The sequence below is a fragment of the Acaryochloris sp. IP29b_bin.137 genome (genome assembly GCF_028285745.1).
GTDB lineage: Bacteria > Cyanobacteriota > Cyanobacteriia > Thermosynechococcales > Thermosynechococcaceae > Acaryochloris.
The window spans coordinates 56753-81871 of sequence record NZ_JANQOP010000103.1; the positions used below are offsets into that span (position 1 = coordinate 56753).

General features: G+C 50.3%; 24 protein-coding genes. 13 read left to right on the plus strand and 11 right to left on the minus strand.

Annotation, left to right across the window (positions count from 1 at the left end; all coding sequences use genetic code 11):
• The first annotated feature begins 56 nt into the window (after positions 1-56).
• The 4 genes from pntB to Q0991_RS07965 all read left to right on the plus strand — a co-directional run bounded on the left by pntB (position 57) and on the right by Q0991_RS07965 (position 3746).
• Positions 57-1481, plus strand: coding sequence for a Re/Si-specific NAD(P)(+) transhydrogenase subunit beta (pntB, locus tag Q0991_RS07950; protein WP_299487126.1), 1425 nt, complete (start codon positions 57-59; stop codon positions 1479-1481).
• A 182-nt stretch (positions 1482-1663) separates the two neighbouring features.
• On the plus strand, positions 1664-2347 hold the full coding sequence (locus Q0991_RS07955; RefSeq protein WP_299487128.1) for a neutral zinc metallopeptidase: 684 nt from the start codon (positions 1664-1666) through the stop codon (positions 2345-2347).
• Positions 2348-2389: 42 nt separating this feature from the next.
• The gene (gene larB / locus Q0991_RS07960; protein WP_299487130.1) at positions 2390-3175 is read left to right on the plus strand and encodes a nickel pincer cofactor biosynthesis protein LarB; all 786 of its coding nucleotides are present in this window, start codon (positions 2390-2392) and stop codon (positions 3173-3175) included.
• 4 nt (positions 3176-3179) lie between these two features.
• Positions 3180-3746 (plus strand): GNAT family N-acetyltransferase, encoded by a 567-nt coding sequence (locus Q0991_RS07965; protein ID WP_299487133.1) that lies wholly within the window; start codon positions 3180-3182, stop codon positions 3744-3746.
• 3 nt (positions 3747-3749) lie between these two features.
• Here Q0991_RS07965 and queF read toward each other — a convergent pair whose 3' ends face one another.
• Positions 3750-4172 carry a preQ(1) synthase gene (gene queF, locus Q0991_RS07970; protein WP_299487135.1) on the minus strand — a complete coding sequence of 141 codons (423 nt, stop codon included), beginning with the start codon at positions 4170-4172 and terminating at the stop codon, positions 3750-3752.
• 116 nt (positions 4173-4288) lie between these two features.
• Between queF and Q0991_RS07975 the strand changes: the two genes are divergently transcribed.
• Positions 4289-5509, plus strand: a complete 1221-nt coding sequence (locus tag Q0991_RS07975; RefSeq protein WP_299487195.1) for an HhoA/HhoB/HtrA family serine endopeptidase — start codon at positions 4289-4291, stop codon at positions 5507-5509.
• Positions 5510-6913 carry a phospholipid carrier-dependent glycosyltransferase gene (locus tag Q0991_RS07980; RefSeq protein WP_299487137.1) on the plus strand — a complete coding sequence of 468 codons (1404 nt, stop codon included), beginning with the start codon at positions 5510-5512 and terminating at the stop codon, positions 6911-6913. It abuts the gene before it with no gap.
• Between the two features lie 8 nt (positions 6914-6921).
• Here the strand turns inward: Q0991_RS07980 and Q0991_RS07985 are convergent, their stop codons facing one another.
• The 9 genes from Q0991_RS07985 to Q0991_RS08025 form a co-directional block, all read right to left on the minus strand.
• A complete protein-coding gene (locus tag Q0991_RS07985) occupies positions 6922-7746 on the minus strand; it encodes a helix-turn-helix domain-containing protein (RefSeq protein ID WP_299487140.1) in 825 nt (274 codons plus the stop codon).
• Complete coding sequence (locus Q0991_RS07990) at positions 7727-8536, minus strand: pseudouridine synthase (RefSeq protein WP_299487142.1); 810 nt, start codon at positions 8534-8536, stop codon at positions 7727-7729. Before Q0991_RS07990 ends, Q0991_RS07985 begins: the two co-directional genes overlap by 20 nt.
• A 142-nt stretch (positions 8537-8678) precedes the next feature.
• Positions 8679-9377, minus strand: a complete 699-nt coding sequence (purN, locus tag Q0991_RS07995) for a phosphoribosylglycinamide formyltransferase (protein WP_299487145.1) — start codon at positions 9375-9377, stop codon at positions 8679-8681.
• 69 nt (positions 9378-9446) lie between these two features.
• Positions 9447-10733, minus strand: a complete 1287-nt coding sequence (locus Q0991_RS08000; RefSeq protein WP_299487147.1) for a hypothetical protein — start codon at positions 10731-10733, stop codon at positions 9447-9449.
• Positions 10734-10851: 118 nt separating this feature from the next.
• Positions 10852-11100: a DUF5340 domain-containing protein gene (locus Q0991_RS08005; protein WP_299487148.1), complete on the minus strand. Its 249-nt coding sequence runs from the start codon at positions 11098-11100 to the stop codon at positions 10852-10854.
• Positions 11101-11201: 101 nt separating this feature from the next.
• A complete protein-coding gene (gene trpC / locus Q0991_RS08010; protein WP_299487196.1) occupies positions 11202-12107 on the minus strand; it encodes an indole-3-glycerol phosphate synthase TrpC in 906 nt (301 codons plus the stop codon).
• A gap of 88 nt (positions 12108-12195) precedes the next feature.
• The gene (gene lpdA / locus Q0991_RS08015; protein WP_299487150.1) at positions 12196-13635 is read right to left on the minus strand and encodes a dihydrolipoyl dehydrogenase; all 1440 of its coding nucleotides are present in this window, start codon (positions 13633-13635) and stop codon (positions 12196-12198) included.
• Positions 13636-13745: 110 nt separating this feature from the next.
• On the minus strand, positions 13746-15098 hold the full coding sequence (locus Q0991_RS08020; RefSeq protein ID WP_299487152.1) for a tetratricopeptide repeat protein: 1353 nt from the start codon (positions 15096-15098) through the stop codon (positions 13746-13748).
• Positions 15099-15210: 112 nt separating this feature from the next.
• Complete coding sequence (locus tag Q0991_RS08025; RefSeq protein WP_299487153.1) at positions 15211-15534, minus strand: STAS domain-containing protein; 324 nt, start codon at positions 15532-15534, stop codon at positions 15211-15213.
• A gap of 364 nt (positions 15535-15898) precedes the next feature.
• Between Q0991_RS08025 and ftsH the strand changes: the two genes are divergently transcribed.
• The 7 genes from ftsH to Q0991_RS08060 all read left to right on the plus strand — a co-directional run bounded on the left by ftsH (position 15899) and on the right by Q0991_RS08060 (position 23535).
• Positions 15899-17803, plus strand: coding sequence for an ATP-dependent zinc metalloprotease FtsH (gene ftsH, locus Q0991_RS08030; protein WP_299487155.1), 1905 nt, complete (start codon positions 15899-15901; stop codon positions 17801-17803).
• 36 nt (positions 17804-17839) lie between these two features.
• The gene (locus Q0991_RS08035) at positions 17840-18568 is read left to right on the plus strand and encodes a sirohydrochlorin chelatase (protein WP_299487158.1); all 729 of its coding nucleotides are present in this window, start codon (positions 17840-17842) and stop codon (positions 18566-18568) included.
• Positions 18569-18596: 28 nt separating this feature from the next.
• Positions 18597-19394, plus strand: coding sequence for a uroporphyrinogen-III C-methyltransferase (gene cobA / locus Q0991_RS08040; protein ID WP_299487160.1), 798 nt, complete (start codon positions 18597-18599; stop codon positions 19392-19394).
• Between the two features lie 33 nt (positions 19395-19427).
• Complete coding sequence (gene pyrF / locus Q0991_RS08045) at positions 19428-20144, plus strand: orotidine-5'-phosphate decarboxylase (protein WP_299487161.1); 717 nt, start codon at positions 19428-19430, stop codon at positions 20142-20144.
• A 258-nt stretch (positions 20145-20402) separates the two neighbouring features.
• Positions 20403-21359: a hypothetical protein gene (locus Q0991_RS08050; protein ID WP_299487162.1), complete on the plus strand. Its 957-nt coding sequence runs from the start codon at positions 20403-20405 to the stop codon at positions 21357-21359.
• A 26-nt stretch (positions 21360-21385) separates the two neighbouring features.
• Positions 21386-22696: an FGGY-family carbohydrate kinase gene (locus Q0991_RS08055; RefSeq protein ID WP_299487163.1), complete on the plus strand. Its 1311-nt coding sequence runs from the start codon at positions 21386-21388 to the stop codon at positions 22694-22696.
• Positions 22693-23535: a 2OG-Fe(II) oxygenase family protein gene (locus Q0991_RS08060; RefSeq protein WP_299487165.1), complete on the plus strand. Its 843-nt coding sequence runs from the start codon at positions 22693-22695 to the stop codon at positions 23533-23535. The genes Q0991_RS08055 and Q0991_RS08060 overlap by 4 nt, the downstream gene beginning before the upstream one ends.
• 29 nt (positions 23536-23564) lie before the next feature.
• Here the strand turns inward: Q0991_RS08060 and Q0991_RS08065 are convergent, their stop codons facing one another.
• Positions 23565-25013 (minus strand): PrsW family glutamic-type intramembrane protease, encoded by a 1449-nt coding sequence (locus tag Q0991_RS08065; RefSeq protein ID WP_299487167.1) that lies wholly within the window; start codon positions 25011-25013, stop codon positions 23565-23567.
• Positions 25014-25119: the final 106 nt, after the last annotated feature.

Consider the following 25119-nt stretch of genomic DNA (forward strand, 5'->3'; position numbering starts at 1 on the left):
CCGTCCTCAACTGGATAGGACGGCTCACTCTTTTCCCGCTTTCTTAGGAGTCGACTATGACCAATAGCCTTGTCACCGTGGCTTACATCGCAGCAAGTGCCTTATTTATCCTCAGTTTGGCCGGTTTATCGAATCAGGAAACCGCTCGTAAGGGCAACATCTATGGCATTCTCGGCATGGTGATTGCGTTGGGGGCTACCGCTCTTAGTGCCGAAGTGACCAGCTACAGCACCCTAGCTGCTGTTGTTATTCCCGGCGGCATTATTGGCGCGATTGTGGCGTCCCGCGTTGCGATGACCTCTATGCCTGAACTGGTTGCTATCTTGCATAGTTTTGTTGGTTTAGCGGCAGTGCTGGTTGGCATTGCCAACTATCTCCAACCGGAATCAGGTTTATCCGGGGGGGAAGAAGTCATTCACCATATCGAAATTTACCTCGGGGTCTTTATTGGCGCGGTCACCTTTACCGGATCGATTATTGCCTTTGCCAAGTTACGAGCCATTATGGGTAGCAAGCCCTTGATGCTGCCTGCGCGTCATTTCCTCAATATTGGCATGCTGGTGGGCTCGGTGATTCTAGGGGCTCAGTTTATGGGCGCTGAAGGCACTACTGGCTTGCAGCCGCTGCTGATCATGACTGCGATCGCAAGTCTGCTGGGCATCCATTTGGTTGCCGCCATTGGCGGGGCCGATATGCCAGTGGTGATTTCCATGCTCAACAGCTATTCTGGCTGGGCAGCGGCCGCTGCGGGCTTTATGCTTGGGAATGACCTGTTGATTATTACAGGTGCTTTAGTGGGCAGTAGCGGTGCCATCCTCAGCTACATCATGTGTAAAGCCATGAACCGGGGATTCTTCAGCGTGATTCTCGGTGGTTTTGGCGCCGCCCCTAAAGGTGGCTCCAAGTCAGCAGATGGCCCCGTGGGCGAAGCCACCTCAACTACCGTTGAAAACACGGTGGAAATGCTCAAAAATGCCAAGAATGTCATTATTGCCCCAGGCTATGGCATGGCTGTGGCCCAGGCCCAACATCCTGTGGCTCAAATTACCAAAATCTTGCGGGAGCGGGGTACCAATGTCCGGTTTGGTATTCATCCGGTCGCAGGGCGATTACCCGGACATATGAATGTTCTACTGGCAGAAGCGAACGTTCCCTACGATATCGTGTTGGAAATGGACGAGATTAATGATGACTTTGGTGAAACTGATTTGGTCCTTGTTATTGGCGCGAATGATACGGTTAATCCTAGTGCCCTGAGCGATCCAGAGAGCCCCATTGCGGGGATGCCAGTGTTAGAAGTCTGGAACGCAGAAAACGTCGTTGTAATGAAGCGTGGCATGTCGAGTGGCTATGCCGGTGTTGATAACCCCTTGTTCTACAACGACAACACCGAAATGTTGTTTGGCGATGCCCGCCAAAATGTCGATGCCATCTTAGGGCAACTGGCAGCTGAGAAGTCCAAAACGGCTGTTGCGGCCTAATTGCTCTAACTCATTATTCTTCGTAAAGTAGAGAATTCCTGTTTTTATTTGGGGTTCTCTACTTTTTTTATGGATAAATTCCTTGTTTTGAACCAAAATCTCAAACCAAAGGCGTTGAACTTTTCGCCTAAAAATACCGTCTACACTGTTAATTAATATCCTCTGAATCTCTCGCCAGTTCTATGCCTCCCAGCCTCTCCAAGGATCATTGGTTTTTAGCGCAACGTGGATCTGCCTCAACACTTCTTCTCTCTGTCGGTTTAGCAACGAGTCTATGGCTAACTGCCTCTGGGCCAGCCACTAGCCAAACCCTGCGTCAGAAAGTCAATTTTGCCAATTCCGATATCAATGCGTTTTGGGATAAAACCTTTAAGCAGATGGGGCGTAAATGGTATCGCCCCAAATCCTACACCTACTACCGTGCCGTTCGAACGGCCTGTGGAGTCTCTGGTCCGTTTAATGCCCTCTACTGTCCTCGCGATCATGGCATTTATCTCAATATTCCGTTTCTAGTCCGCGCCGATCGACGTTGGGGGGATTTTGCCGCGATCACGATCATGGCTCATGAATATGGTCATGCTGTTCAACGCCAACTGGGGCTCAGTCGATTAAACCGCTATCTCTATCAAGAAGAGCTACAGGCTGATTGCTTCGCAGGGGTTTATGCTCAGTATGCGAGCCGTAAGGGCCTACTGGATCCCAATGATGCCAGGGAAGGATACTACCAGTCCTACTCTAGTGGTCACGCCCGATTTAATCCCAACACCCACGGCACTCGGACTCAGCGAGCTCAAGCCTTTCGCACTGGCTATAGAAACGGGTTCAGAAGTTGCTTAAAATATACCGTATTAAGATTTAGACGGTAGTTTCTTCTCCCTCTTTCACTGCAACCCTCACGGTCTGCTCTCGTGACCCAACCCGATACTCTTGCTCAGTTGCTAACGGACGTTTCAACAGGTAAGGTCAGTCCAGAACTGGCCTTGCAAAAATTGAAATATCTGACCTACGAACCCGTCGGTGATTTTGCCAAAATCGATCACCATCGCACCCTACGAACTGGTTTCCCAGAGGTGATTTGGGGGCCAGGCAAAACCCCTGAGCAAATTATCGAAATTTTCAAAACCATGCAGGCTCAGTCGGATTGTGTGATCGCCACGCGGATAGACCCCGAGGTCTTTGCCCAATTGCAGCCAACATTGCCCCATCTGCAGTATTTTGACAAAGCTAGAATTTGTTCCACTACTCCATTACCAACCACCTCTAAACATCCAGGACAGATTGGGATTCTGTCAGCAGGGACAGCGGATCAAGCTGTTGCTGAAGAAGCCGCTGTAGTTTCGTCTCTCTGGGGATTTTCGATTACCCGATTTTGGGATGTGGGGGTGGCTGGAATTCATCGACTCCTGAGTTGCCGAGATGCGATCGCATCTACAGATGTCTTGATCGTAGTGGCAGGCATGGAGGGCGCTTTAGCCAGTGTTGTGGCGGGCTTAGTCGATTGTCCCGTGATTGCCGTCCCCACTAGCATTGGCTATGGCGCCAGCTTTAATGGCCTTGCGCCTTTGCTCACGATGCTCAACTCCTGTGCCCCCGGCATTGGAGTGGTCAATATTGATAACGGCTTTGGCGCAGCAATGTTAGCGGGCCAGATCTTGAGAACAGCAGTTAAACTGCAGGCTTCACATTCTGAGTAGATAGATGCCTATTATCGATCTACCCCCAGATAATCCTCAGATCCATACTGACGTCGCGACTTTGCTAGTCGATAGCTTTCGCGAAAACTGGCCCGATGCGTGGCCTGATCTAGCCGCTGGTATGCAGGAAGTCCAAGAATCATTACAGCCAAATCGGATCAGTCGGATTGCGATCAATACTGACGGTGAGGTTTTGGGTTGGATTGGCGGGTTGCCTTATCCAGGCTATTCAGGCAATGTTTGGGAACTGCATCCGCTCGTGGTTAAGGCTTCCGAGCGGGGACAAGGTTGGGGGAGCCGCTTAGTCGCCGATTTAGAAACTTGCGTGTGGCAACGTGGTGGATTGACTCTTTGGGTTGGGACCGATGATGAGAGCGGCCAAACGAGTTTGAGTGATACCCACCTCTATCCCAATGTGCTGGAGCATCTTGCTCAGCTCCAAAACCTACACCAGCATCCTTATGAGTTCTACCAAAAGTGTGGGTTTTCTGTCGTCGGCGTGATGCCGGATGCCAATGGGCTGGGTAAGCCTGATATTTACATGGCTAAATCTATTACGCCCAGACGCTAATTCCTATTTTCGATGCTGCACTTCAATGACGGTGTGGACGTTCCCTCTAGGCAAGAAGTCACCCTTCACTTTGATTTCTAAGGGATCACAAGCAGCAACCAGATCATCTAAAATTTGGTTTACCGATTCCTCATGGGAAATATAGCGATCGCGGTAGCTATTGATATAGAGCTTTAACGCTTTTAGCTCCACCACTCGCTGATCGGGAACGTAGGTCAGGTAAATAGTCGCGAAATCAGGATATCCAGAAAAAGGGCATTTACAGGTAAATTCTGGCAAAGTGATGTGAATGTCATAGCGGCGACCGACACGAGGATTCGGAAAAGTAATCAACTCCCCAGCTTCAATTTGGCGTTCACCATATTTGGGTTTTGGCTTCTCTGGGTGGGGGGATTGAGTAGATTCAGACGTTGGAGATTGGCTCATAAGGTTCGGTCACAAGTGGGGGTCACCCCACCGCCATTACAGAAGGTTGGAGTAAGAAACGACTAAACTTGTTATAGCGTAGACGGTGGCAGCAAAGCAGAAAGAAACCTATGAATATGCTTTTCTCAAAGTTCATTCAAGCATTATTCTCCCTCGCTCGGCCAACACAGTGGCCTGCCTGGCTGCAACGAGGGTTAGCATCCATTTTGGTGATGGGTTTTACCTTAGGGGCTATCCTGCCCGTACAGGCAGAAGTTGCTCCGGCTAGTCCTGCTGCCAAAATTCTCACCAGTGCAGCGACCGGAGCCCCCCATAACTTTATCTCCGACGTGGTCCAAAAGGTGGGAGATACAGTGGTCCGAATCGATACAGAACGGACTGTTGTTCGCCCTGCTGCAGATCCCTTTTTTGATGATCCCTTCCTACGAGACTTCTTTGGCCCGGAAGGGTTCTCCCGAGGCCCCCGAGAAGATCGGCTCCGGGGACAAGGCTCTGGATTTATTATTGAGAGTTCGGGCATTATCCTGACCAATGCCCATGTGGTTAGCAAAGCCGATACTGTTTCTGTCACCCTCAAAGATGGCCGAATGTTTGAAGGTGATGTCCGCGGTGTCGATGAAGTCTCTGATTTAGCGGTGGTCAAACTCAAGGGGGTCGAAGCACCACTGCCGGTTGCGCCATTGGGCAATTCGGATCAAGCCCAAGTCGGGGATTGGGCGATTGCGGTTGGGAATCCCGTTGGCCTAGATAACACCGTCACCCTGGGCATTATCAGTACCCTGCATCGCACCAGTGCGGAGGTCGGCATCCCCGGTAAGCGATTAGATTTTATTCAAACCGATGCGGCGATTAATCCTGGTAATTCTGGGGGGCCTTTACTGAGTGATGCTGGGGAAGTGATTGGCATTAATACCGCGATTCGTGCCGATGCCATGGGCATTGGATTTGCGATTCCGATTAATAAAGCCAAAAGTCTGAAAGATCAACTGGTTCGGGGTGAAAAAATTGCCTATCCCTATGTGGGGGTGCAAATGACCACCCTGACTCCCCAACAGGCCCAGGAGAACAATAAAGATCCCAACTCTCCCTTTATCCTGCCTGAAATTGATGGTGCGCTTGTGATGAAGGTGTTCCCCAATACGCCTGCTGCCAAGGCAGGTATTCGCTGGGGGGATGTGATTGTGTCGGTGGATGGTCAGCCCATTAAGAGTGCCAACGAGATGCAGTCTTTTGTTGAGAAGACGAAGGTGGGACAAAATCTGCAGCTTACCCTCAAGCGCGGCGAACGAACCCAGCAGATTGCAGTACGGACGGCAGCTTTGGAAAACGCGGCTTAGATGAGCGCTTCACCCTCTCGTCCTCCGCTGTGGTTTTGGATCGGCATAGGCTGCGTTTGGGTCTTTGCCCTTGCCTTCAGATTCTGGGGATTAGAACGGTTTAATACCCTCGTTTTTGATGAGGTCTATTTTGCCAAGTTCGGCCATCATTATCTGACCCAAACGGAGTTCTTCGATGCCCATCCGCCCTTGGGGAAATATTTAATTGCTCTGGGAATTGCCCTCAAGGGGTTTAATCCTTGGGGGTTTCGATGGATCAATGCCCTGGTTGGGGCCACGATTCCTTTGATACTGGCGGGAATGGCCTACCAGCTCAGTAAGCGACCTAGCTACGCTCTAATCGCGGCAGTACTCACTAGTCTGGATGGTCTGCTGTTGGTGGAATCCCGATATGCGCTCCTCAATGTTCATATTCTGTTCTTTGGCTTGTTGGCCCACTGGTTGGTACTTATCGCTTTGAATCACAAAGGCCATCAGCGCAATGGCTGGTTGGCGGCTGCAGGGGCGAGTTTTGGGGCAACCATAGCTGTCAAATGGAATGGATTAGGGTTTCTACTCGGTCTCTACTTACTGTGGGGAGGTGCCAAATTCTGTCGCTCTAGGTTTGACGATTTGAAGCGCCAAACGCGACTTTTGCCGATTCAGAGGCTGTCGGAATTAACCTGGCTACAACTGTTTGGGTATCTCCCTGCGATCGCACTCTTTACCTACAGCCTCTTGTGGATTCCTCATCTGGCCCAAAACCCTGACTTTAACTTTTGGCAGGTTCACAAAGAGATCTTTAGCTATCATCGCTATCGGGTAGGCGGGGCCGACGTTCATCCCTATTGCTCGGCTTGGTATACTTGGCCGCTGTTGCTTAAACCCATTAGTTACTTTTATCAGCTGACCCGGAGTCCAGTTGAACCGTTACCTGTCACTGGCCCACCCCTCCCGCAGGCTGCTGCTAACTGGATTTACAGCGTTTATGCCACGGGCAATCCTATTCTCTGGTGGGCTTGCACCATTGCCATTCTCTTCCTATTGGCCCAGGGGGGGCAGCAAATTTGGCACCGTCTTGCCCCCCCGATCAAAGACCATCAGGCTCTTTCCAGTCTTTCTGAAGAACAGGTCTGGATTTCTTGCTATGTAGGGGTGAACTATTTGGCCAACTATCTACCCTGGATAGGGGTCAGTCGCTGCACTTTTTTGTATCACTATATGCCTGCCTCCATGTTTAGCAGTTTAGCTTTAGCATGGTTGATGAACGATTGGCTTTACAGCCCAGATAGGCGGTTGCGGGCCTTCACAATCATCCTGCTTTTGGCTAGCGTTTTCAGCTTTATCATTTGCTTACCCCTCTATTTAGGGCTCCCTCTTTCACCTTGGCAGTGGCAGTTATTAAGGGGACAATGGTTAGGCTAATCGAGATCCTAGGTAGACTGGCTTGCCAGCGTCTCAGGCTTTAGCTTCAATTCTTTAATAGCACCCGGTTCTCCCATTAACTGCGCGGGTTGTTTATTGACGGCTAACATCACACCTCCCGCATTGCCTGCCGTAATCACAAGCTGTTCTTTCGCTACAACGGTTTTATTGGTTCCGGGAGACAGAATGCCTTCGTAGCTGACTTCGCCATCAACAATAATTTCCATCCATGAGGCTTCTTTAATGCTGAGATCCACTCGCACCAGATCGGGCTTTGTGGCTGTGGGCGCGGCAACGGGCTTCGAAGAAGTGCCCTGTTGAGCATTCGCTTTGTTCTCAGGGGCGGTTGGTTCAGATGGTGCATCAATTGCGCCAGAACTGGCGGGGGGATCGCCGGTAGAGGTGATTGCTGAAGGATTTGTCAGATAGGATAGGCCTACACCCGCAGACATGATTAGAGCAATGTAAAGCACATACAAATGAACCGGTCGTAAGCCGCCCCTTAGCCCCCTCAATCGCTTCTTTCGTTGCTTGGTTTTGGTCTCAGTTTCGAGGTGATCTTGACTCAAATTACCTGAATAGACATCGGCCAGATTGGGCCCATTTAAACCCACACTATCGCCAAACCGTCGAATAAACCCGCGAGTATAAATGGCTTCTGGTAAACTATCCACTCGCCCCTCTTCAATGGCGGATAGCAATCGCGTTGGGATCATGGTTTTCCCAGAAATCTCTTCTAGAGACGTGTCTTGGGCTTGGCGAGCTTCCCGGAGGCGAGCCCCAATTTCGGTTAGCTTTTGCGTCAAATCTGGCTCAATTTCGAGCGGATTCATAAGGGAAACTCCTTCTTGGGCTTAGACTGCTCCTAACTGTGATCATATGCCGCAAACTCTCAATTTCAGAGGATGTGAGCGACCGATAGCGTCCCTGAGGTAATAGTTTACCTGATGGAGAACGCAAGGATATTGAACCGATCTGGGTCCGATGCAGACTGCGAACGGGATAGCCCAGTTGTTTGGCAATACGACGAATTTGGCGGTTTCTCCCTTCCAGTAGAATAACCTCTAGACAAATAGAATTGGTGTTATTTTGGTAAGGCTTTAGGATTCGGACTTCCGCAGGCAAGGTTTTTTTCCCTTCCAGCCACACCCCTTGACGCCATTGCGACAAAGTCGCAGGGGGAGGACATCCTTCCAGCCAAACATGATAGGTCTTAGCAACATGATGACGAGGATGGGTCAGGGAAAAGGTGAGCTGCCCATCATTGGTGATCAGCAGTGCGCCCGTAGAAGCGGCATCTAAGCGACCAACGGGATGCAGGCCCTGTCCTTGCCGATACTCAGAAGGGAGGAGATCTAAGACGGTTGGTCGCTGCTGGGGATCCTTACAGGTGGAGACTATTCCCTTGGGTTTATTTACCAGTAGATATAGGGGCTGAGGGCGATTAGTCGGTCTCAGAATTTGTCCTTTTAGGGTAATTTGATCATGAATGGGATCGGCTTTTTGACCCAATTCTGCAATTTGCCCATTGAGCTTAACTTGCCCCGCTAAAATAAGCTGCTCTGCCTGACGACGAGACGCAATCCCCCACTGAGATAATAATTTTTGCAGCCTAACTTCCATACAAGCGCAGGACAGATGCACTGTCCAATTCTAGCGATTGAATAGGGAGGTAGCCATTTTCAGAAAGAAAAAGTAAATCGAGAGCCATGCGCTGTCCCGTCGGAGAACATTGTCGAATGGCAGAACAGGTGGATCGATACCGCTATCCTAGGGCGTTATGCTGGCGATCAGACGTCTGTTTGGCTTGAGCCAGTTGAGCAATGGTCTGCACAATGATCTGATGCTCTTGCGTTTGAATTCGTTGGTGCAAGAGGGAGGGCGTGTCATTGGAAAAAACGGGCACTGCGGCCTGCATCAGGATCGGTCCACTATCGACTTCAAGACGCACAATATGAACGGTACAGCCCGAAATTTTAACCTGATGTGCCAAAGCTTGTTCGACAGCTCGAATGCCTGGGAAACTGGGTAATAAACTGGGATGAATATTGATGATGTGATCAGGAAATGCCTCAATTAACACTGAGGTCACTCGTCGCATCCACCCCACCATGACCACCCATTCAACGTCGGCTGCCCGCAATCGATCAGCAATTTGTTGGTCAAAGGTTTCACGCGCTGCAAAGTCGCGATGATTGATTAAATACGCTGGAATATGTCGTTCTTGGGCTCGTTGGGCAACGGGGGCCTCAGGATTGTTATAGATTAATAGCTGGATTTGCGCTGCTAAGCGATGTTGGGCAATGGCATCTGCGATCGCAACAAAGTTACTCCCGGTCCCCGATGCCATTAATCCCAGTTTTAAGGGCTGACCCAAAGGATCGATCTCTTCTAAACAACCCGCATCTGGAGAAACCAGCGCAGGAGATAAGTCCGGAGTGGAGCAGCTGATACGGTATTCCATCTATCCTGGCAGACCTCTATCGTTTTCCATACGCCGCATCCCCCATCAACCCGTCTTAAGTCTTTGTTCCTAAGTCTTGGTATTGCGCCAGCGGTGCAGTAGAGCAGGTAAATCGAGTTTAATATTTTTGCGAGCGGTCGTTGTCGGGTCTCCATCTTCAGATGAATACGCTTGAGACAGCGCAGTAATTGCATCATCTAATTTCTCGGACAACGGCAACTCAGGGCCTTTGCGATCGGCCAGCAAATGCTCCAGGACTTGCTTCATCTGGGCCACCGTTTGCTCTGCCGAGAAAGAGCGATCTTTCCAATGCTGTACAGCCGTCTCGTACTCACTGGCCTGTTGGGCTTGATGCAGGATTTGTTCTTGCATCTCCGCCACTTGCTGCTCTAACTCTTCAGAACGGTCTTGAAACAACTGAGCTTGTTCCGCAAATTCTTGGGTTGAATGTTGAAATTGAGCTTGCACAATCGATTGGTTTGATAACTGAGTTTCCAGCTCAGCAATTTTGTTTTGTGCCTTTAAGAGACTGGCACTGAGGCTTTGGATGGCTTGGTTTTTATGAGAATCTGACTTACCAGAGCTTTGCAGAGACTCAATAATGTCCTGCTGATTGGTATGGCTTTCCCTCGCCTGCTGCAACTGCACTTCTAAGGCCTGAATATCAGCTTCACATTCTCGCAATTGTGTTCGCAGCCGTTCCGCCGTCGTTTGGGCAATAATGCGCTGTTGAGTCTCATGAACAGCCGTTTTTTGGGAGGACTGTATTTGGAGAGAGAGGCGTTCGGCTTGATCTTGGAGGCGTTCCAAGGCAGTCCGTTCTTCCACCACTTGGTCTCGGAGCTTGAGGATTTCTGACTCTTGAAAGCGCAGGGTTGACGCCTGATCCTCGACCTGTTGAGTGAGATTCGACTTTGATTTGCGAAGGTTTTCTAATTCTCCCTGCAACTGCTCGCGGTTGGCGAGCTGGTTCTGGAGCGTCAAAACCGCTTGCTTTTGAATATGCGAAAACTCTTCTGTGGTCGCCAGCTGCTCTTCCAAAAAGGCTTGATTGACCAACTGAGATTTAAGTTCATCGATATAGCGTTGACATTGCTCAAGGGCTTGCTCTAACAGCTTGATCCGCTGCTGAGGCGTATTTCCCTCCGGCTCAGGCAGGGAATCGTCATCCCCTGGCAGGGCAGCAATGGCTTCAGATGCATCGTCAGGCTCAAGCCAATCAGTTGAGGGGAAGGGCGTATCGCCTGCCAGATTTTGAGCGATCGAGTCTGCCTCCGCTTCCAAGGGCGATTGGGATGGTGTGGTTGGCTCTGCCAAACCCTGATTAACCCAATTAATCTCCAGTTGCTCTGCCAAAGTAAGGCTCCCACGCGATCACCATTGCCTGGTGCAATCCAATGTGATTCAGTTTATCAGGCGACTTGTAAAGCTCTCGATAAGCATAGCCTTTTTTAAAAACCTGGACCGATTCAGATCATCGAACATCGACTTTTGGGATGGGTTGGTCATTTAATGACCAACGATGTTCCACCTGACGATCGGAACAACGACAGTGAGCTTCTAACGCTTTTTGGTGGGATAGCGCTTTCCGCAGCGAGACCACAACTTGCTGAGCCTGGCTATATTCGCTAGACGTGGGATTCAGAGATGGCAAGGTTTGTCGCTCCAAAATTTGGAGCAGAAGTTCGTAATGGATATGTGATGGAAGCGGAAGTGTCCCCATAATCGACCTATAGACTCTTTAGGGTATAACGGTTAGCTATCACCAAGCGGTTGGGCAGCAACCGCTGATAGCAGCATTAGCATTCAATCAATAGTCTAGCCTCAAGCAAAAAGAGCAGATATTTTAGTTTGCATCCGTTCTGTTTCGCTGGAGGCAGCAGCAGTATCCTTAACTAGAGATTCTCCAATTAAGACCGCTCCTGCACCGGCTTGCTTGACGGTGGTTAAATCGGCTGATGTTTGTAATCCAGACTCACTCACAACCAAGATATTGTTCTGCTGAAAAAAGTCTCTATACTGAGTCAGTAGGTGACAGGTCACCTGTAGATCCACTGTGAAGGTCTCTAGATCTCGATTATTAATGCCAATCAGCTCAATGTCGGGGAGATGCATCACCCGCTCTAACTCTTCAAGGGTATGAACTTCGACTAAAGCAACCATCCCCAGGGATTTAATGATTTTGAGAAAATACGTCAGATCCTGATCACTCAAAATTGCCGCAATCAGTAACACGGCATCAGCGCCGCGAGAGCGGGCCAAATAAATTTGGTAGGGATAGATCACAAACTCCTTGCAGAGTAAGGGAATATCAACCGCAGCGCGAATTTGCTGCAAATAGTCAAAGCTACCTTGGAAAAATTCAGCATCGGTGAGGACGGAGAGGCAGGAGGCCCCTGCTGCTTCGTAAGCCTGGGCAATGGCCACCGGATCGAAATCTTCCCGTAAGACCCCTTTACTAGGTGATGCCTTTTTGACTTCAGCAATCAAGGCGGGTTGGGTCTTGCCGTTTCTTAAGGCGTCAATAAAAGAGAGGGGTGGCTTGCAATTCTCAACCTGCTTACGCAAATCTAGAAGAGAGACAGAGTCTCGCATCTGCGCTACCTCCGTTTCTTTGAACCAAACAATCTTTTCTAAAATATTGCGCGGTTCATTTTCAGGGGTTTTAACCTGGTATTGCAGCTCTTGAACATTGACGGCCACACTGGGGGGGCGACGGCGAATTTGCATGGAGACCAAAAACAGCTAGGGTCCAACAATTATAACGATTTAAGCGCCCCCCTTACGGTTTCAACTGTTCAATCGGAACAGATGGCTATCAATGGGCAAAGCCGACAGCCGCCCGCTTAAACGCTTCGTCCAGAACTTCGGAAATAGTGGGATGGGTGTGGACCAGATGGGTGAGGCTTTGGACTGGTTGTCCTTGGGCGACGGCATTCGAAACTTCATGGATGAGATCAGCGGCATGGAGGCCGATGATATGTCCGCCCAAAATCTCGCCCGTATCTTCGCGGTAGATGAGTTTCGCTAAGCCATCGGCTTCGCTTTCTGCCAGGGCTTTGGAATTGGCCTTGAAATAAGAGCGCACCGTTTTAATTTTGAACCCTTCAGCCTTTGCCAACTCTTTAGCTTGGGGTTCCGTTAAACCAACAAAGCTAATTTCAGGGTGGGTGAATGCCGCTGCGGGAATGCTGCGGTAATTGACATCCCGAGGGCGATCGCAAATGTTCTCCACGACCACAATCCCTTGAGCAGAGGCGGCATGGGCCAACATCATTTTGCCCGTTGCATCGCCAATCGCATAAACATGAGGCACCACTTCCCCTTGACTCAATACCTGCATGCGATCGTTGACGGGGATAAAGCCACGTCGATCCGTTTCGACACTAATGGCTTCTAAGCCCAGATTATCGGTGGCGGGAATCCGCCCAGTAGCGACGAGACATGCATCTACCTCCAAGACCTCCAAGACTTCTTTGGTCTTCACATCTGCTAGCTCAATCACCACCGGGGAACCAGGGGTAACTTTCTTGGCTAAGCGGCCGGCATGGGTTTCAATATCCCGGGGATCAATGAGAACGCGCTTGGCAATTTTGGCGATATCCGGGTCAAAGGTGGGCATTAAAGTGTCGAGAGCTTCGATAATCGTTACTTCGCTGCCCAAGGCTGTGTAAACGTCAGAGAACTCTAGGCCAATATAGCCACTGCCTATAATCGCCACCCAATCGGGCAACCAGGATAAGCGAATGGCATCATCGCTGGTAAACACGGTTCGACCATCAATTTCAATGCCTGGGGGCACCCAAGGCACAGAGCCACTGGCAATGATAATGTCGCGAGCAGTAACGGTCTGTTCGCCTGCATCGGATTTGACCACCACTTTTTGGTTGCCCACCACTTTGCCCCAACCTTGGATAATTTCTACCTTGAGGCGCGTCAGACTATTGGTGAGGTTGCCCCGAATGGTATCCACGAGGTTATCGGCATGGGCGGCAATTTGGCCGCGGTCGAAGTTGACCTGACCCAGCTGAATACCCAAAGACTGCAAATGATGCTGGTCGCGTAGCTCCCGTACCCGCCCCGAAGCAGCTAACAAGGCTTTGGAGGGAATGCAGCCCCGATTAACGCAGGTCCCTCCCATATCAGCGGCTTCGATAATGGCTGTTTTTAGACCACAGTCCACTGCATGTAAAGCCGCTCCATGACCGCCAACACCAGCGCCAATAATTACCAGGTCATAGTCAAATTGTTGGGTCACGTTGCTCTCCAGATCAGGATTCAAGTCGATGGGCTAGACGCAGGGTCATCGAACAGCCCTATCCTATTGTTCACTGGAGCCGAGGCTTAAGCAAGCGGGTGAGTCAGCAATTAAGGGGTCAAAATTTTCAGACGTCGGTCAATTTTACAGGTGTGAGTTTGATCGGCACGGGCGGCAAACAGGGGATGCGCTTTGCGATAATCTGCGATCGCAGCCGGACGATTCCCATTTAAGACCTGAGCGCTGGCCCGATTAAAATAGGCCCGAGCATGCTCAGGATCGCGCTTGAGGATTTCGGAGTACTCCATAATCGCGCCCGGAAAATCGCCCAGGGCAAAGTAAGCATTCCCTTTGCCTAAATAAATCTCTGGGACATCGGTTTCCAGACGGAGGGCAGCTTGGAAATCGCTGAGGGCGGCTTGCTTCTTCCCCAACTGTAGATACGCATTGCCTCGATTATGGAGGGCAGCGGCATTCTGGGGGTCCTCCTCCAAGAGGGTATTGAAGGACGCGATCGCTGCTTGCAATCGCATCTCTACCGTGGCATCCAACCCTTCTTGGAATTGATGATTGGAGGGAGTGGCCAATAAAAATTCTGCGTCCAGATAACTAAAATCAATTGGGCGAATCGTGGGTTTTGGGGCAGTGGAGCGAACCGAACCCTTAGGAGAACGGTCAGTAGAAACCTGAACATTGACCGTTGCAGTTGCTAAATTTCTGGGGGAGTGTCGCTCTGTCGCCAGGGGCAGCAATGCCCCATCAAAGAGCAGATGTCTGAGGCAGGTCATTAACCCTAAGTACAGCATCCACACCCCTAAAAACGGTTGTTTCCCATACCAGATTACCCCTAAAGCAATCGCGCTACCCCCTGCAATGTAGGCACCATAAATATCATGGTCTGCAAGCGGATGTTGCTTCCGCGTCCACTCCCACTGGAGCCCCCTAAAGATATAGCCCCCATTCAGCGGAACGAGGGGAACAAGGGAAAAAATTGCCAGGACGAAGTTAAATTCCTTAATGTGATGGAGGGAAATAATTGCTATGCCCCCCCAATTGAGGGATAACGTGCTCAGCAAATTCAGCGAGGCGTACAAGATGAAGCTCACCAGTGATCCAGCAAAGTAAACCTCCAACATTTGGAGGGGATGGGCAAAGGTTTGATCAGTTTTCGCCACTGAACCCAATCCCCGAAGATAAACCCCCTGTATGGGTATTTGATAATGCTTGGCGGTCAAGGCTCGACTCATCTCATGAATGAAGATGCAGAAGGGGAGCGCTAAGCCGTCGATGAGACCGATGAGTAGCCCCATAGTGGGGTGAAACGTTTGACTCATCCAGGCCAAACAGAATGACCCCAGTGCAGTCGAAACCAAGCAGGTGAAATCAGCATAGAGGGGAATGCCTGCAACGGCTCCAATTCGCCAGGGGTGAATGAAAATTTGCAGGACTTTTGGGATGTTCACGCTGAGATAGGCTAGTAACTAAAGCAGCGATGCGCTGTATGCGATCGCTGGCGGGCAGGCATCAAAGACTTTAGGCCAACGGACGAGATTGTCTGGCTGATGCTGGATAGACTTAATTGGCAGTCACAGCAAACTTTTGCTCAAATTCATGGCGATCGGCACAAATTTTAAAAATTTGGTCCATTTTGGTTAATTCGAAAATGATACGCACCTGATCGTTCAGGGAGCATAGGAACATCTCGCCACCGCCAGCACGGACAGCTTTGAGCGTCGCCACTAATGCGCCAATGGCTGAACTGTTCATAAATGTCACGTCTTGTAAGTCTACAAGGATCGTTTTGACGCCTTCAGCCATCACATCAGTGATTTCACGGCGTAGTTGATTTGCACTGATCCCATCTAGTAGTTCGGTCGGTTGGACAACTTTATGGCTCATCGGTTGAACTCCTCGTTCAGTTCGGTATGGGTTTGGTTAGAACATGGGCAAGGCAATCTATTCGCCCATAACCCGCAAGCAGGCGTAGTATACTCAGAATTCCCTATTCTGAGGGTGAGGGAACATTTAGACCCAAATTTCAGACATAGCGGTAACCTACCCCCCCAAGAAAGCCCCCAGCACAAAGACTTAGGGGAAACTGAAGCTGTTTGAATCTCCAAAAATGGAGCACCCAATATCCCTCGCTAGATTCTGAACAGTTGCTGACTAAATGACTTGTAAACTAGGCTTGAAGAGGCAGGATCAATTTACCTCAACTTAGGGTAAATATCGTCTCCCCAGAAATGTCAAAAGTTACACGAGTATGAACCACAATTTTGGTCACCGTCGATGGGTTGGGAAACTCTCTGCTCTGGCAGTTGGGCTTTTACTGTCCCAGTCTTTACCGGTTTTGGCCCAGTCCGATGAGGAGAAAGTCCCCTACAGCAAGTTTATTGAGTATGTAGAAACAGGCCAGCTTAAGACTGTAAAAATCTATGAAAAGCAAAAAATTGCTGAATTTAAGCTTAAGAAGCAACCAGATGAAGAGGCGTTTTCCAAAGTGGTTCTGTTCGACAAGAACCCAGAACTGTATGGACTTTTAAGAGATAAAAAGGTTGATTTTGAGCAGGTCCCAGATCCTGGAGAGAACCCCTTGCTGGGGATTTTGACTCAGTTTTTCTTTATTATCGTTATCATCTTCCTGTTCCTTGTCTTTTTACGGCGCACCGCTGGCTCCAACAGTGGGCCTGGCCAAATCCTAAACTTTGGTAAATCGAAGGCCCGGTTCCAGATGGAGTCAGAGACGGGGGTGACCTTTGTGGATGTGGCTGGCATCGAAGAAGCCAAAGAAGAGCTGCAAGAAGTGGTCACTTTTCTAAAACAACCGGAGCGTTTCACTGCCGTTGGGGCCAGAATTCCCAGGGGGGTGTTACTGATTGGTCCGCCCGGAACGGGGAAAACCTTACTTGCGAAAGCGATTTCAGGCGAGGCAGGGGTTCCCTTCTTCAGTATTTCAGGTTCAGAATTTGTCGAGATGTTTGTCGGCGTCGGTGCGTCCCGCGTTCGCGATCTGTTCAAGAAGGCTAAAGAAAATGCCCCTTGTCTGGTTTTTATTGATGAGATCGACGCTGTCGGACGTCAGCGGGGCGCTGGTATTGGTGGTGGCAACGACGAGCGGGAACAGACCCTCAATCAACTGCTGACTGAAATGGATGGGTTTGAAGGGAATACTGGCATTATTATCATTGCCGCCACAAACCGCCCGGATATCCTGGATTCTGCCTTACTGCGGCCCGGACGGTTTGATCGCCAAGTCACGGTTGATTTGCCTGCCTTCGAAGGTCGCCTGGGCATTCTTGAAGTCCATAGCCGAGAGAAGAAGATCGCCTCTCAAGTCTCCTTGGAAGCGATTGCTCGCCGTACACCTGGTTTCTCGGGTGCAGCATTGGCGAATCTCCTCAATGAAGCCGCTATCCTAACGGCTCGACGCCGCAAAGATGCCATTACAGATTTAGAAGTAGATGATGCCATCGATCGCATCACCATCGGTTTAGCCATGGCCCCCCATGTAGACAGCAAGAAGAAATGGTTGATTGCTTATCATGAGGTCGGTCATGCGTTACTAGCAACGCTATTAAAAGACGCTGACCCGCTCAATAAAGTGACTATCTTGCCTCGGTCTGGGGGGGTAGGTGGTTTTTCGCAACCTACCTACAATGAAGAACGTGTGGATAGTGGTCTTTATACCCGGGCGTGGCTCCTGGATCAAATCACCATCTTTCTGGGGGGTCGTGCAGCCGAAGTAGAAGTCTTTGGCGATGCTGAAGTTACCGCTGGTGCCAGTGGTGACATCGAGCAAGTGGCCAATCTGACCCGGCAAATGGTCACTCAGCTAGGGATGTCTGATCTGGGGTATGTAGCCCTTGAAAAAGGCAATGGTGGAGATGTCTTTTTAGGAGGAGAATGGGGCAATCGGGCTGAGTACTCTCAAGAGATGGCTGTCCAAATTGACCGACAGGTTCGGGAAATTGTGATGTATTGCTATGAGACAGCTCGGCGAATGCTACGCGAAAATCGCAGTTTAGTCGACAGGCTAGTGGAGGTCCTTCTTGAACGTGAAACCATTGATGGAGAAGAATTCCGGCAAATTGTCATAGAGTATGGTCAGACGGTCGATAAGAAACCTGTTTTGCCTGAACCACTGCCGTCCTTGCCTTTACTGTCCTAAGGCCTCAAACCAGTTGTTGCGTTGGTCCTTTAAGGGGTGAGTTCTTCCACTGCTTACGTGTTGGTGGCCCATGGGAGTCGTGATCCGCGATCGCAATCGTCGTTGCATCAGTTAGGCCAATGGGTTCAAGCGGCCTTAGAGTCTCAGAGCGGGGATTCACAGTGGGTGAAAACCGCAACCCTGGAGTTTGGGTCGGTTCCCCTCACCCAGCGAATTTGTGGCTGGGGCCAAGCTTTGCACCAACAGCAAATTCACCAATTGGTCATTGTGCCGTTATTTTTGCTGCCTGGAACTCATGTCAGCGTGGATATCCCCAAGGTCGTGGCTACGGCACAACCCTTTTTACCAAAGTCGATGACGATTGAGGTGAGATCGCATCTCGGTCACCATCCTGAAATGGCTCAAATCTTACGGACCTCCATGTCCACAGAAGATCTGGATCGTTGGATTCTCCTTTCCCATGGCAGTCGCTACCCGGGGGGGAACCAACCGATTGAAGCCCTGGCTAAACAGCTAAACGCTACGCCAGCCTTTTGGTCAGTCCACCCGAGTTTGCGGCAAACCCTGGCCCGGGTAGCCAATCAACCGGGGTTAAAAGTAGGTATCAAACCCTATTTTCTGTTTACAGGCAGTATCATAGACACCATTTCCCAGGAAGTGGATCAGCTAAAATGTGATTTTAAGCACATAAATTTAACTTTTTCTTCACCTTTAGAACCAAGTGCGCAACTCGTTCGTTTAATTTTTGATTTAATAACTGCCTGATAGTGTTTCCTTGTGATTCAGGTTATCTATGACCGTTGATTCTGCCCCAGCGTCAGCCGACTGCCTCGGAAAAGTTTACCTTGTGGGCGCGGGTCCGGGCGATCCGGGTTTGCTAACCCTCAAAGGGAAGACCCTCTTAGAATGTGCGGATGTGGTGGTTTACGATGCCCTCGTAAGTTCCGAGATCCTAGCCATGATTGGTGAACAAGCCGAGCAAATCCATGCGGGTAAACGTCGAGGTCATCATTCTTTACTGCAAGCAGAAACGACTCAATTACTGATTGATAAAGCCCAAACCCAAGCCGTTGTGGTTCGACTCAAGGGGGGGGATCCTTTCGTGTTTGGCCGGGGTGGAGAAGAGATGGAAGATCTCATCCGAGCTGGGGTTTCCGTTGAGATTATTCCTGGGATTACGGCGGGAATTGCCGCACCTGCCTATGCCGGAATTCCAGTCACCCATCGCCACTACAGTTCTTCCGTAACCTTTGTGACCGGGCATGAGCCGGTCGATAAATATCGGCCTCGGGTCAATTGGCGGGCTATGGCGGAGGCGTCAGAAACGCTGGTGATTTATATGGGGGTGTACAATTTGCCTCATATTTTGTCTGAACTCCAAGCAGCGGGGAAAGATCCTGAGACCCCCATTGCCTTAGTCCGCTGGGGCACACGGCCTGATCAAGCAGAACTGGTGGGTACGCTAGCCGACATTTTGGCCCAAATGGAAGCCACCCAATTTGAGGCGCCAGCCGTGGCAGTGATTGGCAATGTCGTTAATCTACACCATTTGCTAGCCGAGAGTCGCCCAAAACTAATGCCTAGGCAGTAGAGTATTAAACGACCGCTATTGCAGGCTGCTGTCGTGACTTTTGCTCAACGGATTATTGTGCCTCTGGATGTATCGTCAGAGGTAGATGCGATCGCACTGATCGATCAAATTCCTCAGGTTCAGTTTTGGAAAGTGGGCTTAGAACTATTTGTAAGCTGTGGTCCCAGCATTCTAGAACAGCTTAAGCGACGGCAAAAGCGCATTTTTTTAGACCTAAAGTTTCACGATATTCCCAATACCGTAGCGGGCGCTTGTCGGGCCGCTGCCGCCTATGGGGTCGATTTGGTAACGATTCATGCCACAGCAGGCCGCCCTGCCCTCACTGCTGCGCATCAGGCGTTGCAAGAGGGAGCTCAGACCACTCAAACCCTGCCCCCGAAGCTGATCGCGATTACGGTGCTCACCAGCCTCTCCCTGCGAGAACTGGCTTTAGATCTAAAGATCCCTTTAGAGCTGCCTGAATATGCCTTGCAAATGGGATTGCTAGCCCAGGCAGTGGGGCTAGAAGGCGTTGTCTGTTCTCCCCAGGAAGCAGCTCAAGTGCGTCAAGTCTGTGGAGATGACTTCTTGATTGTCTGTCCAGGGGTCCGACCTCAAGGGACTCAAATGGGGGATCAAAAGCGGGCAATGACCCCGGCTGCGGCCCTCCAAGCAGGCGCAAATTATCTGGTTATTGGTCGTCCGATTACGGCTGCAGCGGATCCTCAACAAGCCTTTGGCAATATCTGTGCTGAGCTGGAGCAAGGCTGAGTTGGGGCCAGAAGAGCAGGACACAATGAATTAAACAGGCTGACTTTGGGGAAGCTGACAGCCCTTCTTGGCAGCATTGCGAGAGGGTGTAGCCCTTATCTCTTGGAGGCGTGGTAGGCCGTTTGGGGCAACATCACAGTTAATCGACGGGGGCACATTCAACCCTTGCAACTTGTTTTCAAAAAAATAACTGGATAAGTACAGCAGTACAATCGATCCATTCACAGACGGTTAGACGATTGGACGGAAAGTAACCTTATGAAACCCTATCGACCTAGCAACACAGTGCCTGGAACAGGATGGGTATGGCTACTGGCGCTCTCAACTCTGGGAGGGGTAGTCGTAGGGGGTGCGATCGCATTTATCGCCCGTTGGCTTTATTTGTTGCTGATCTTTCCAGCCCTGATGGGGTTTACAAGTGGCGGAAGCACTGCCATTGCCATTAAGAGAGGCAAAGTTCGAAATCCATGGGTCGGTTTACTATTTGGGTTGCTGACAGGCTTGATCACCTATGGGTCCTATCAGGGGGGGGAATACTTCTTCACCCAGCAGTCCTTTGCCAAACAGATTGAGGCAGAGTTTGGGCAAGACATAGATCCAGCGGAGGCAAACGCTCTGATAGATGCTTTTTGGCAGGAACAAACCGGATCATCCGGCTTTTTGGGATATCTCAAATATGCTGCCAAACAGGGAATTAGCATCGGTCGCGTCGGTAGCAGTGGTGATGGTCTCCCCCTAAATGAAACGTTTACCTGGCTATATTGGCTGATTGAGTTAGCCATTATCGAAGCCATCAGTTTAGCCATAGCGAAGCCTGCAGCTGAGGAACCGTTTTGCGAGACCTGCGAACAGTGGTACGCCCAGGGCCAAAGGATAGGTACGGTCGCAGACGATCGATCTGAGATTTTCCTCAATACGGTACAGGCCGATCAGATGGTCCAAGCCGCAACCTATATACAGGCGAAGACGGTCGCGCACCCCCGTTTAGAAGTTGACCTCCGTCAGTGTTCAGGATGCGACCGGGGAGAAGTTGCCCTTGAGGTTCAACGCTATTCTGAGAATAAAGAAGGGGAAGGTAAACGCTCTCAAGTCTTAATGGGAATGTTATCCCATCGCCAATCTTTACAGTTGTCTGAGGCCGTTTCCGCTTCATCAGAGTCTGACCATAAACCTGAATCAGATGCGAATGAATCAGATGCCAGTCAGGAAGGCTAGATGTCACGCGATGCGAAGCGGGACCTATGAATTATTCCTTAGGGATTGATTTTGGCACATCGGGTGCCCGAGCGATTGTCATTGATCAGCATGACAGCGTCTTAGCAGAAGAGAGTTGTGCGCTTTCTGAAATGTCTCCAGCAGAGCGCACGGGCCATTGGCAAAATACCCTATGGGAATTAATCGGTGGGATATCTGCAGATGTGCGATCGCACCTAAAAGCCATTGCCATTAACGGTACCTCCTCCACCATTTTGCTCTGTAGCGCTGACGGCACGCCCCTTTATCCACCGCAGATGTATAACGATACCTGTGATCCAGCCAGTTTAGAGTTGCTGGCCACTTTGGCTCCTGCGGGTCATCCCGTACTCAGTGCTAGCTCTAGTTTGGCGAAATTGCTGGGGATGAGTCGATCGGTAGATATGGCCCCTGTACGCTATCTAATGCATCAGGCTGATTGGCTGGCCGGGTTACTTCATGGTCGCTGGGGTCTGAGTGATGAACACAACAGTTTGAAATTGGGATATGATCCGGCGATGACCGTTGCTTGCTGTCCGAAGGATATAGGCCGCTCTTCGAGCATCGCAGCCTATCCCGATTGGTTTCAACAACCACCCCTCAATCAGCTTCTCCCCCTGCTCCCCCAAGTCCTCAAACCGGGTTCAAGAATTGCTACCATTCAAGCGCATCTCGTCGATCGCTTTGGCATCCCTTCAGAGTGCCAAATTTGTGCTGGCACCACGGATAGCATTGCTGCTTTTATCGCCAGTGGTGCCGACCAACCGGGTATGGCTGTCACATCCTTAGGCTCTACCCTTGTCCTCAAACTGTTAAGTCCGACTCGTATCGATCAGGCAGACTACGGCATCTATAGCCATCGCTTTGGAAATTACTGGTTGGTCGGTGGCGCATCCAATACGGGTGGAGCGGTGCTTCAGTCTTTTTTTTCCACAGCAGAACTCGTGGAACTCAGCCAACAGATAGACCCTAGCCAGCCGAGTCCCTTGAATTACTACCCGCTTTTAAAACCCGGAGAACGATTTCCCCTTAACGATCCCCATATGCAGCCGCGACTCACTCCTCGCCCAGAAGATCCAGCGGAATTTTTACAGGGTCTACTCGAAAGCTTGGCCCGGATCGAAGCCCAGGGCTATCATCTATTGCAAGCGCATGGCGCTCCTTCGCTGCAGACCGTGTATACGGCGGGTGGGGGTGCTCAAAATTCTGTCTGGCAAACGATTCGTCAACGCCATCTTCAGGTTCCTGTCTATGCCGCCCAACATCAACAAGCCGCCTACGGTTCTGCCCGACTTGCAGCCCAAGGATCACCGCTATGATTAACGCTTTACCCACCCTGGACTATCGTTCTGTCGATGCTTCCCAAGCGGTTGCTCAGTCACTACAGCAGTCCGGGTTTGCTGTTCTTCGTCATAGTCCGATTGATCCGGCATTAGTGGCACAGACGTATCAAGACTGGCAAGCCTTTTTTGAGGGCGATGATAAAGTTCAATATACCTTTGACCCCAAAATCCAAGCAGGTTATTTCCCATTTCAAACGGAGCAGGCCAAAGGGCATTCCACCCCTGACCTCAAAGAGTTTTTTCATATCTATGAAGGACATCCGCTCCCCAAAGGGATAGGGAATGCCACTTGGGAGTTATTTAACCAACTACAGCACTTGGCAATAGAGTTGCTGGAGTGGGTCGAAGTTCAAGCACCGCCCAGCATTCGCTTACGCTTTACAGAGCCCTTAGGGGCCATGATTGCCAATAGCAAAGAAACGCTGTTTCGATTGCTTCACTATCCGCCATTATCTGATGAGATTCCGCCAGGTTCAGTTCGCGCAGCCGCCCATGAAGATATCAACTTGATTACGCTGCTGCCTGCAGCGACAAGCATGGGTCTAGAGTTGTTAGATGCTGAGGGGCAGTGGCAGTCCGTGAATTGCGATCGCGGCGATATTGTGGTCAACGTTGGGGATATGCTGCAGCTCGCCAGCCAAGGCTTTTACCGCTCCACCACCCATCGCGTGGTTAATCCTGATGGTCCGGCTCGGTATCAATCTCGCTTATCCATGCCCCTGTTTTTGCATCCTCGGCCTGAAGTCATACTCGCAGAGGGTAAAACAGCCCGACAATACCTGCAAGAACGGTTACGGGAAATTGGCTTAGTCTGAGGACTTTATACCTACTCAATGGGGGAGGACTAATTCGGTGGGGCGATACGGGTGGCAAAATTTTGCGATCGCGTCGGTGAAAGCTGGCGGGCTTTGAGAATCGCAGCCGTTAAAAAGACATAGGCCAAGACACCAACAATCATCAGGGCTAGAACAACAGCCAAGTCTCCGAAATTTTGAGCTAGACCACCGGAAGCATTCCAAAAGGCATGAATGCCAGAAGAGGTTAGATAGCCAATCCCTAAAATTTTCCATCTTTGAGCTGGCTTGAGAATGCTCAGACCAATAAAATAGCCAAAAATACCGCTATAGGCCATATGTCCCGCGACAGAACCTAGAATCCTGGGAATCAAGAGCTGAACCGCGGCTAAGGCTCCAGCAAACTCATTTGCAGACGATCTTGCAACGTCTGCCGCAATGCCAGGAACATATTGACCTAAGGTTTCCAGTAAGGTAAATCCCAGCGCCGAAGCCGCCCCAATTAAAATGCCATCTAAGGGCTCCCAAACGCCAACTTTTTGACGACTGGGGGGACGTAACTGTGATCCCAAAAAAAAGAACCCAAAGATAGGAAGCGCTTTCAATAGCTCTTCCATTAAACCCGCCCCAAAGAAGTGGCTAATTAGTTGAGAAATAAAATCTGGAGAGGCATCTTGAACATTCCCTGGCAAAATTCCTCGAAAAATCAGAATAAACAAACTCAAGACGGGCGTTACCAGAATCACCATCGTAAATAAGGTGCTAAGGAATAACACCCACCAGGGCTTCTTTTTACCGCATAATCGGTAAATGAAATAGAACCCGCCACCCCCTAAATACAACGCCAAGAGCAAATTAAAGATCGGTGGGTTGGTCGCAAAGATAAACAGCAATACCACCATCATCACCGTCAGAATTCCGGGTATTAGATATCCTTTGCCCAAGAGATCTTTGCGAGCTGAAACGATGGGAAACAATTGGCTAGCAGTGACCTGATTAGACACAGCGCCTGGCTGAGGTGGGTAAACCGGTGGTTGAGGTGGGTAAACCGGTTGTGCAGGTTGAGGCGGGGGATATGAGGGCTGTGTTGGAATGGGGGCAGAAGAGCCCGTTGCCGCAGCCTGGTCCACGAGCTGGGTTGCTCGATGCTCAAACAGGAACTCAGGGCCATTGTGGCTCAGCATAATCCGATCCCCCACATTCAAGGTTTGACACCCTTGAATTCGCTGACCGTTCACATAGGTGCCGTTGGCACTATTGAGATCACAAATCTGCCAGATGGGGGCACCTTGGGGAGTTCGAGACCCCGTTGGTCTGACCACCGCATGGCGGCGCGAGACCCCGCCATAGAGCGTTGAATCGATAATGACTTGGCAATCTGCTGTCCGACCTATCGCTGTTTCATCCGTTTCAGATAGGGAATAACAAGACTGTGATGCATCAGCACTAGACTGCGCTGAAATGAGTCGGAGTAAACCACTCTGCTGATCGTTCACCATAGGTTGCCCCGCTGCTGATTACTTCTGAATGGTGGCGCTAAAGATAGCTGCCAAGAAATAGGAGTCTGTTTTATTTCTTAGCAGGATTGGGATATTGCTGCAATCT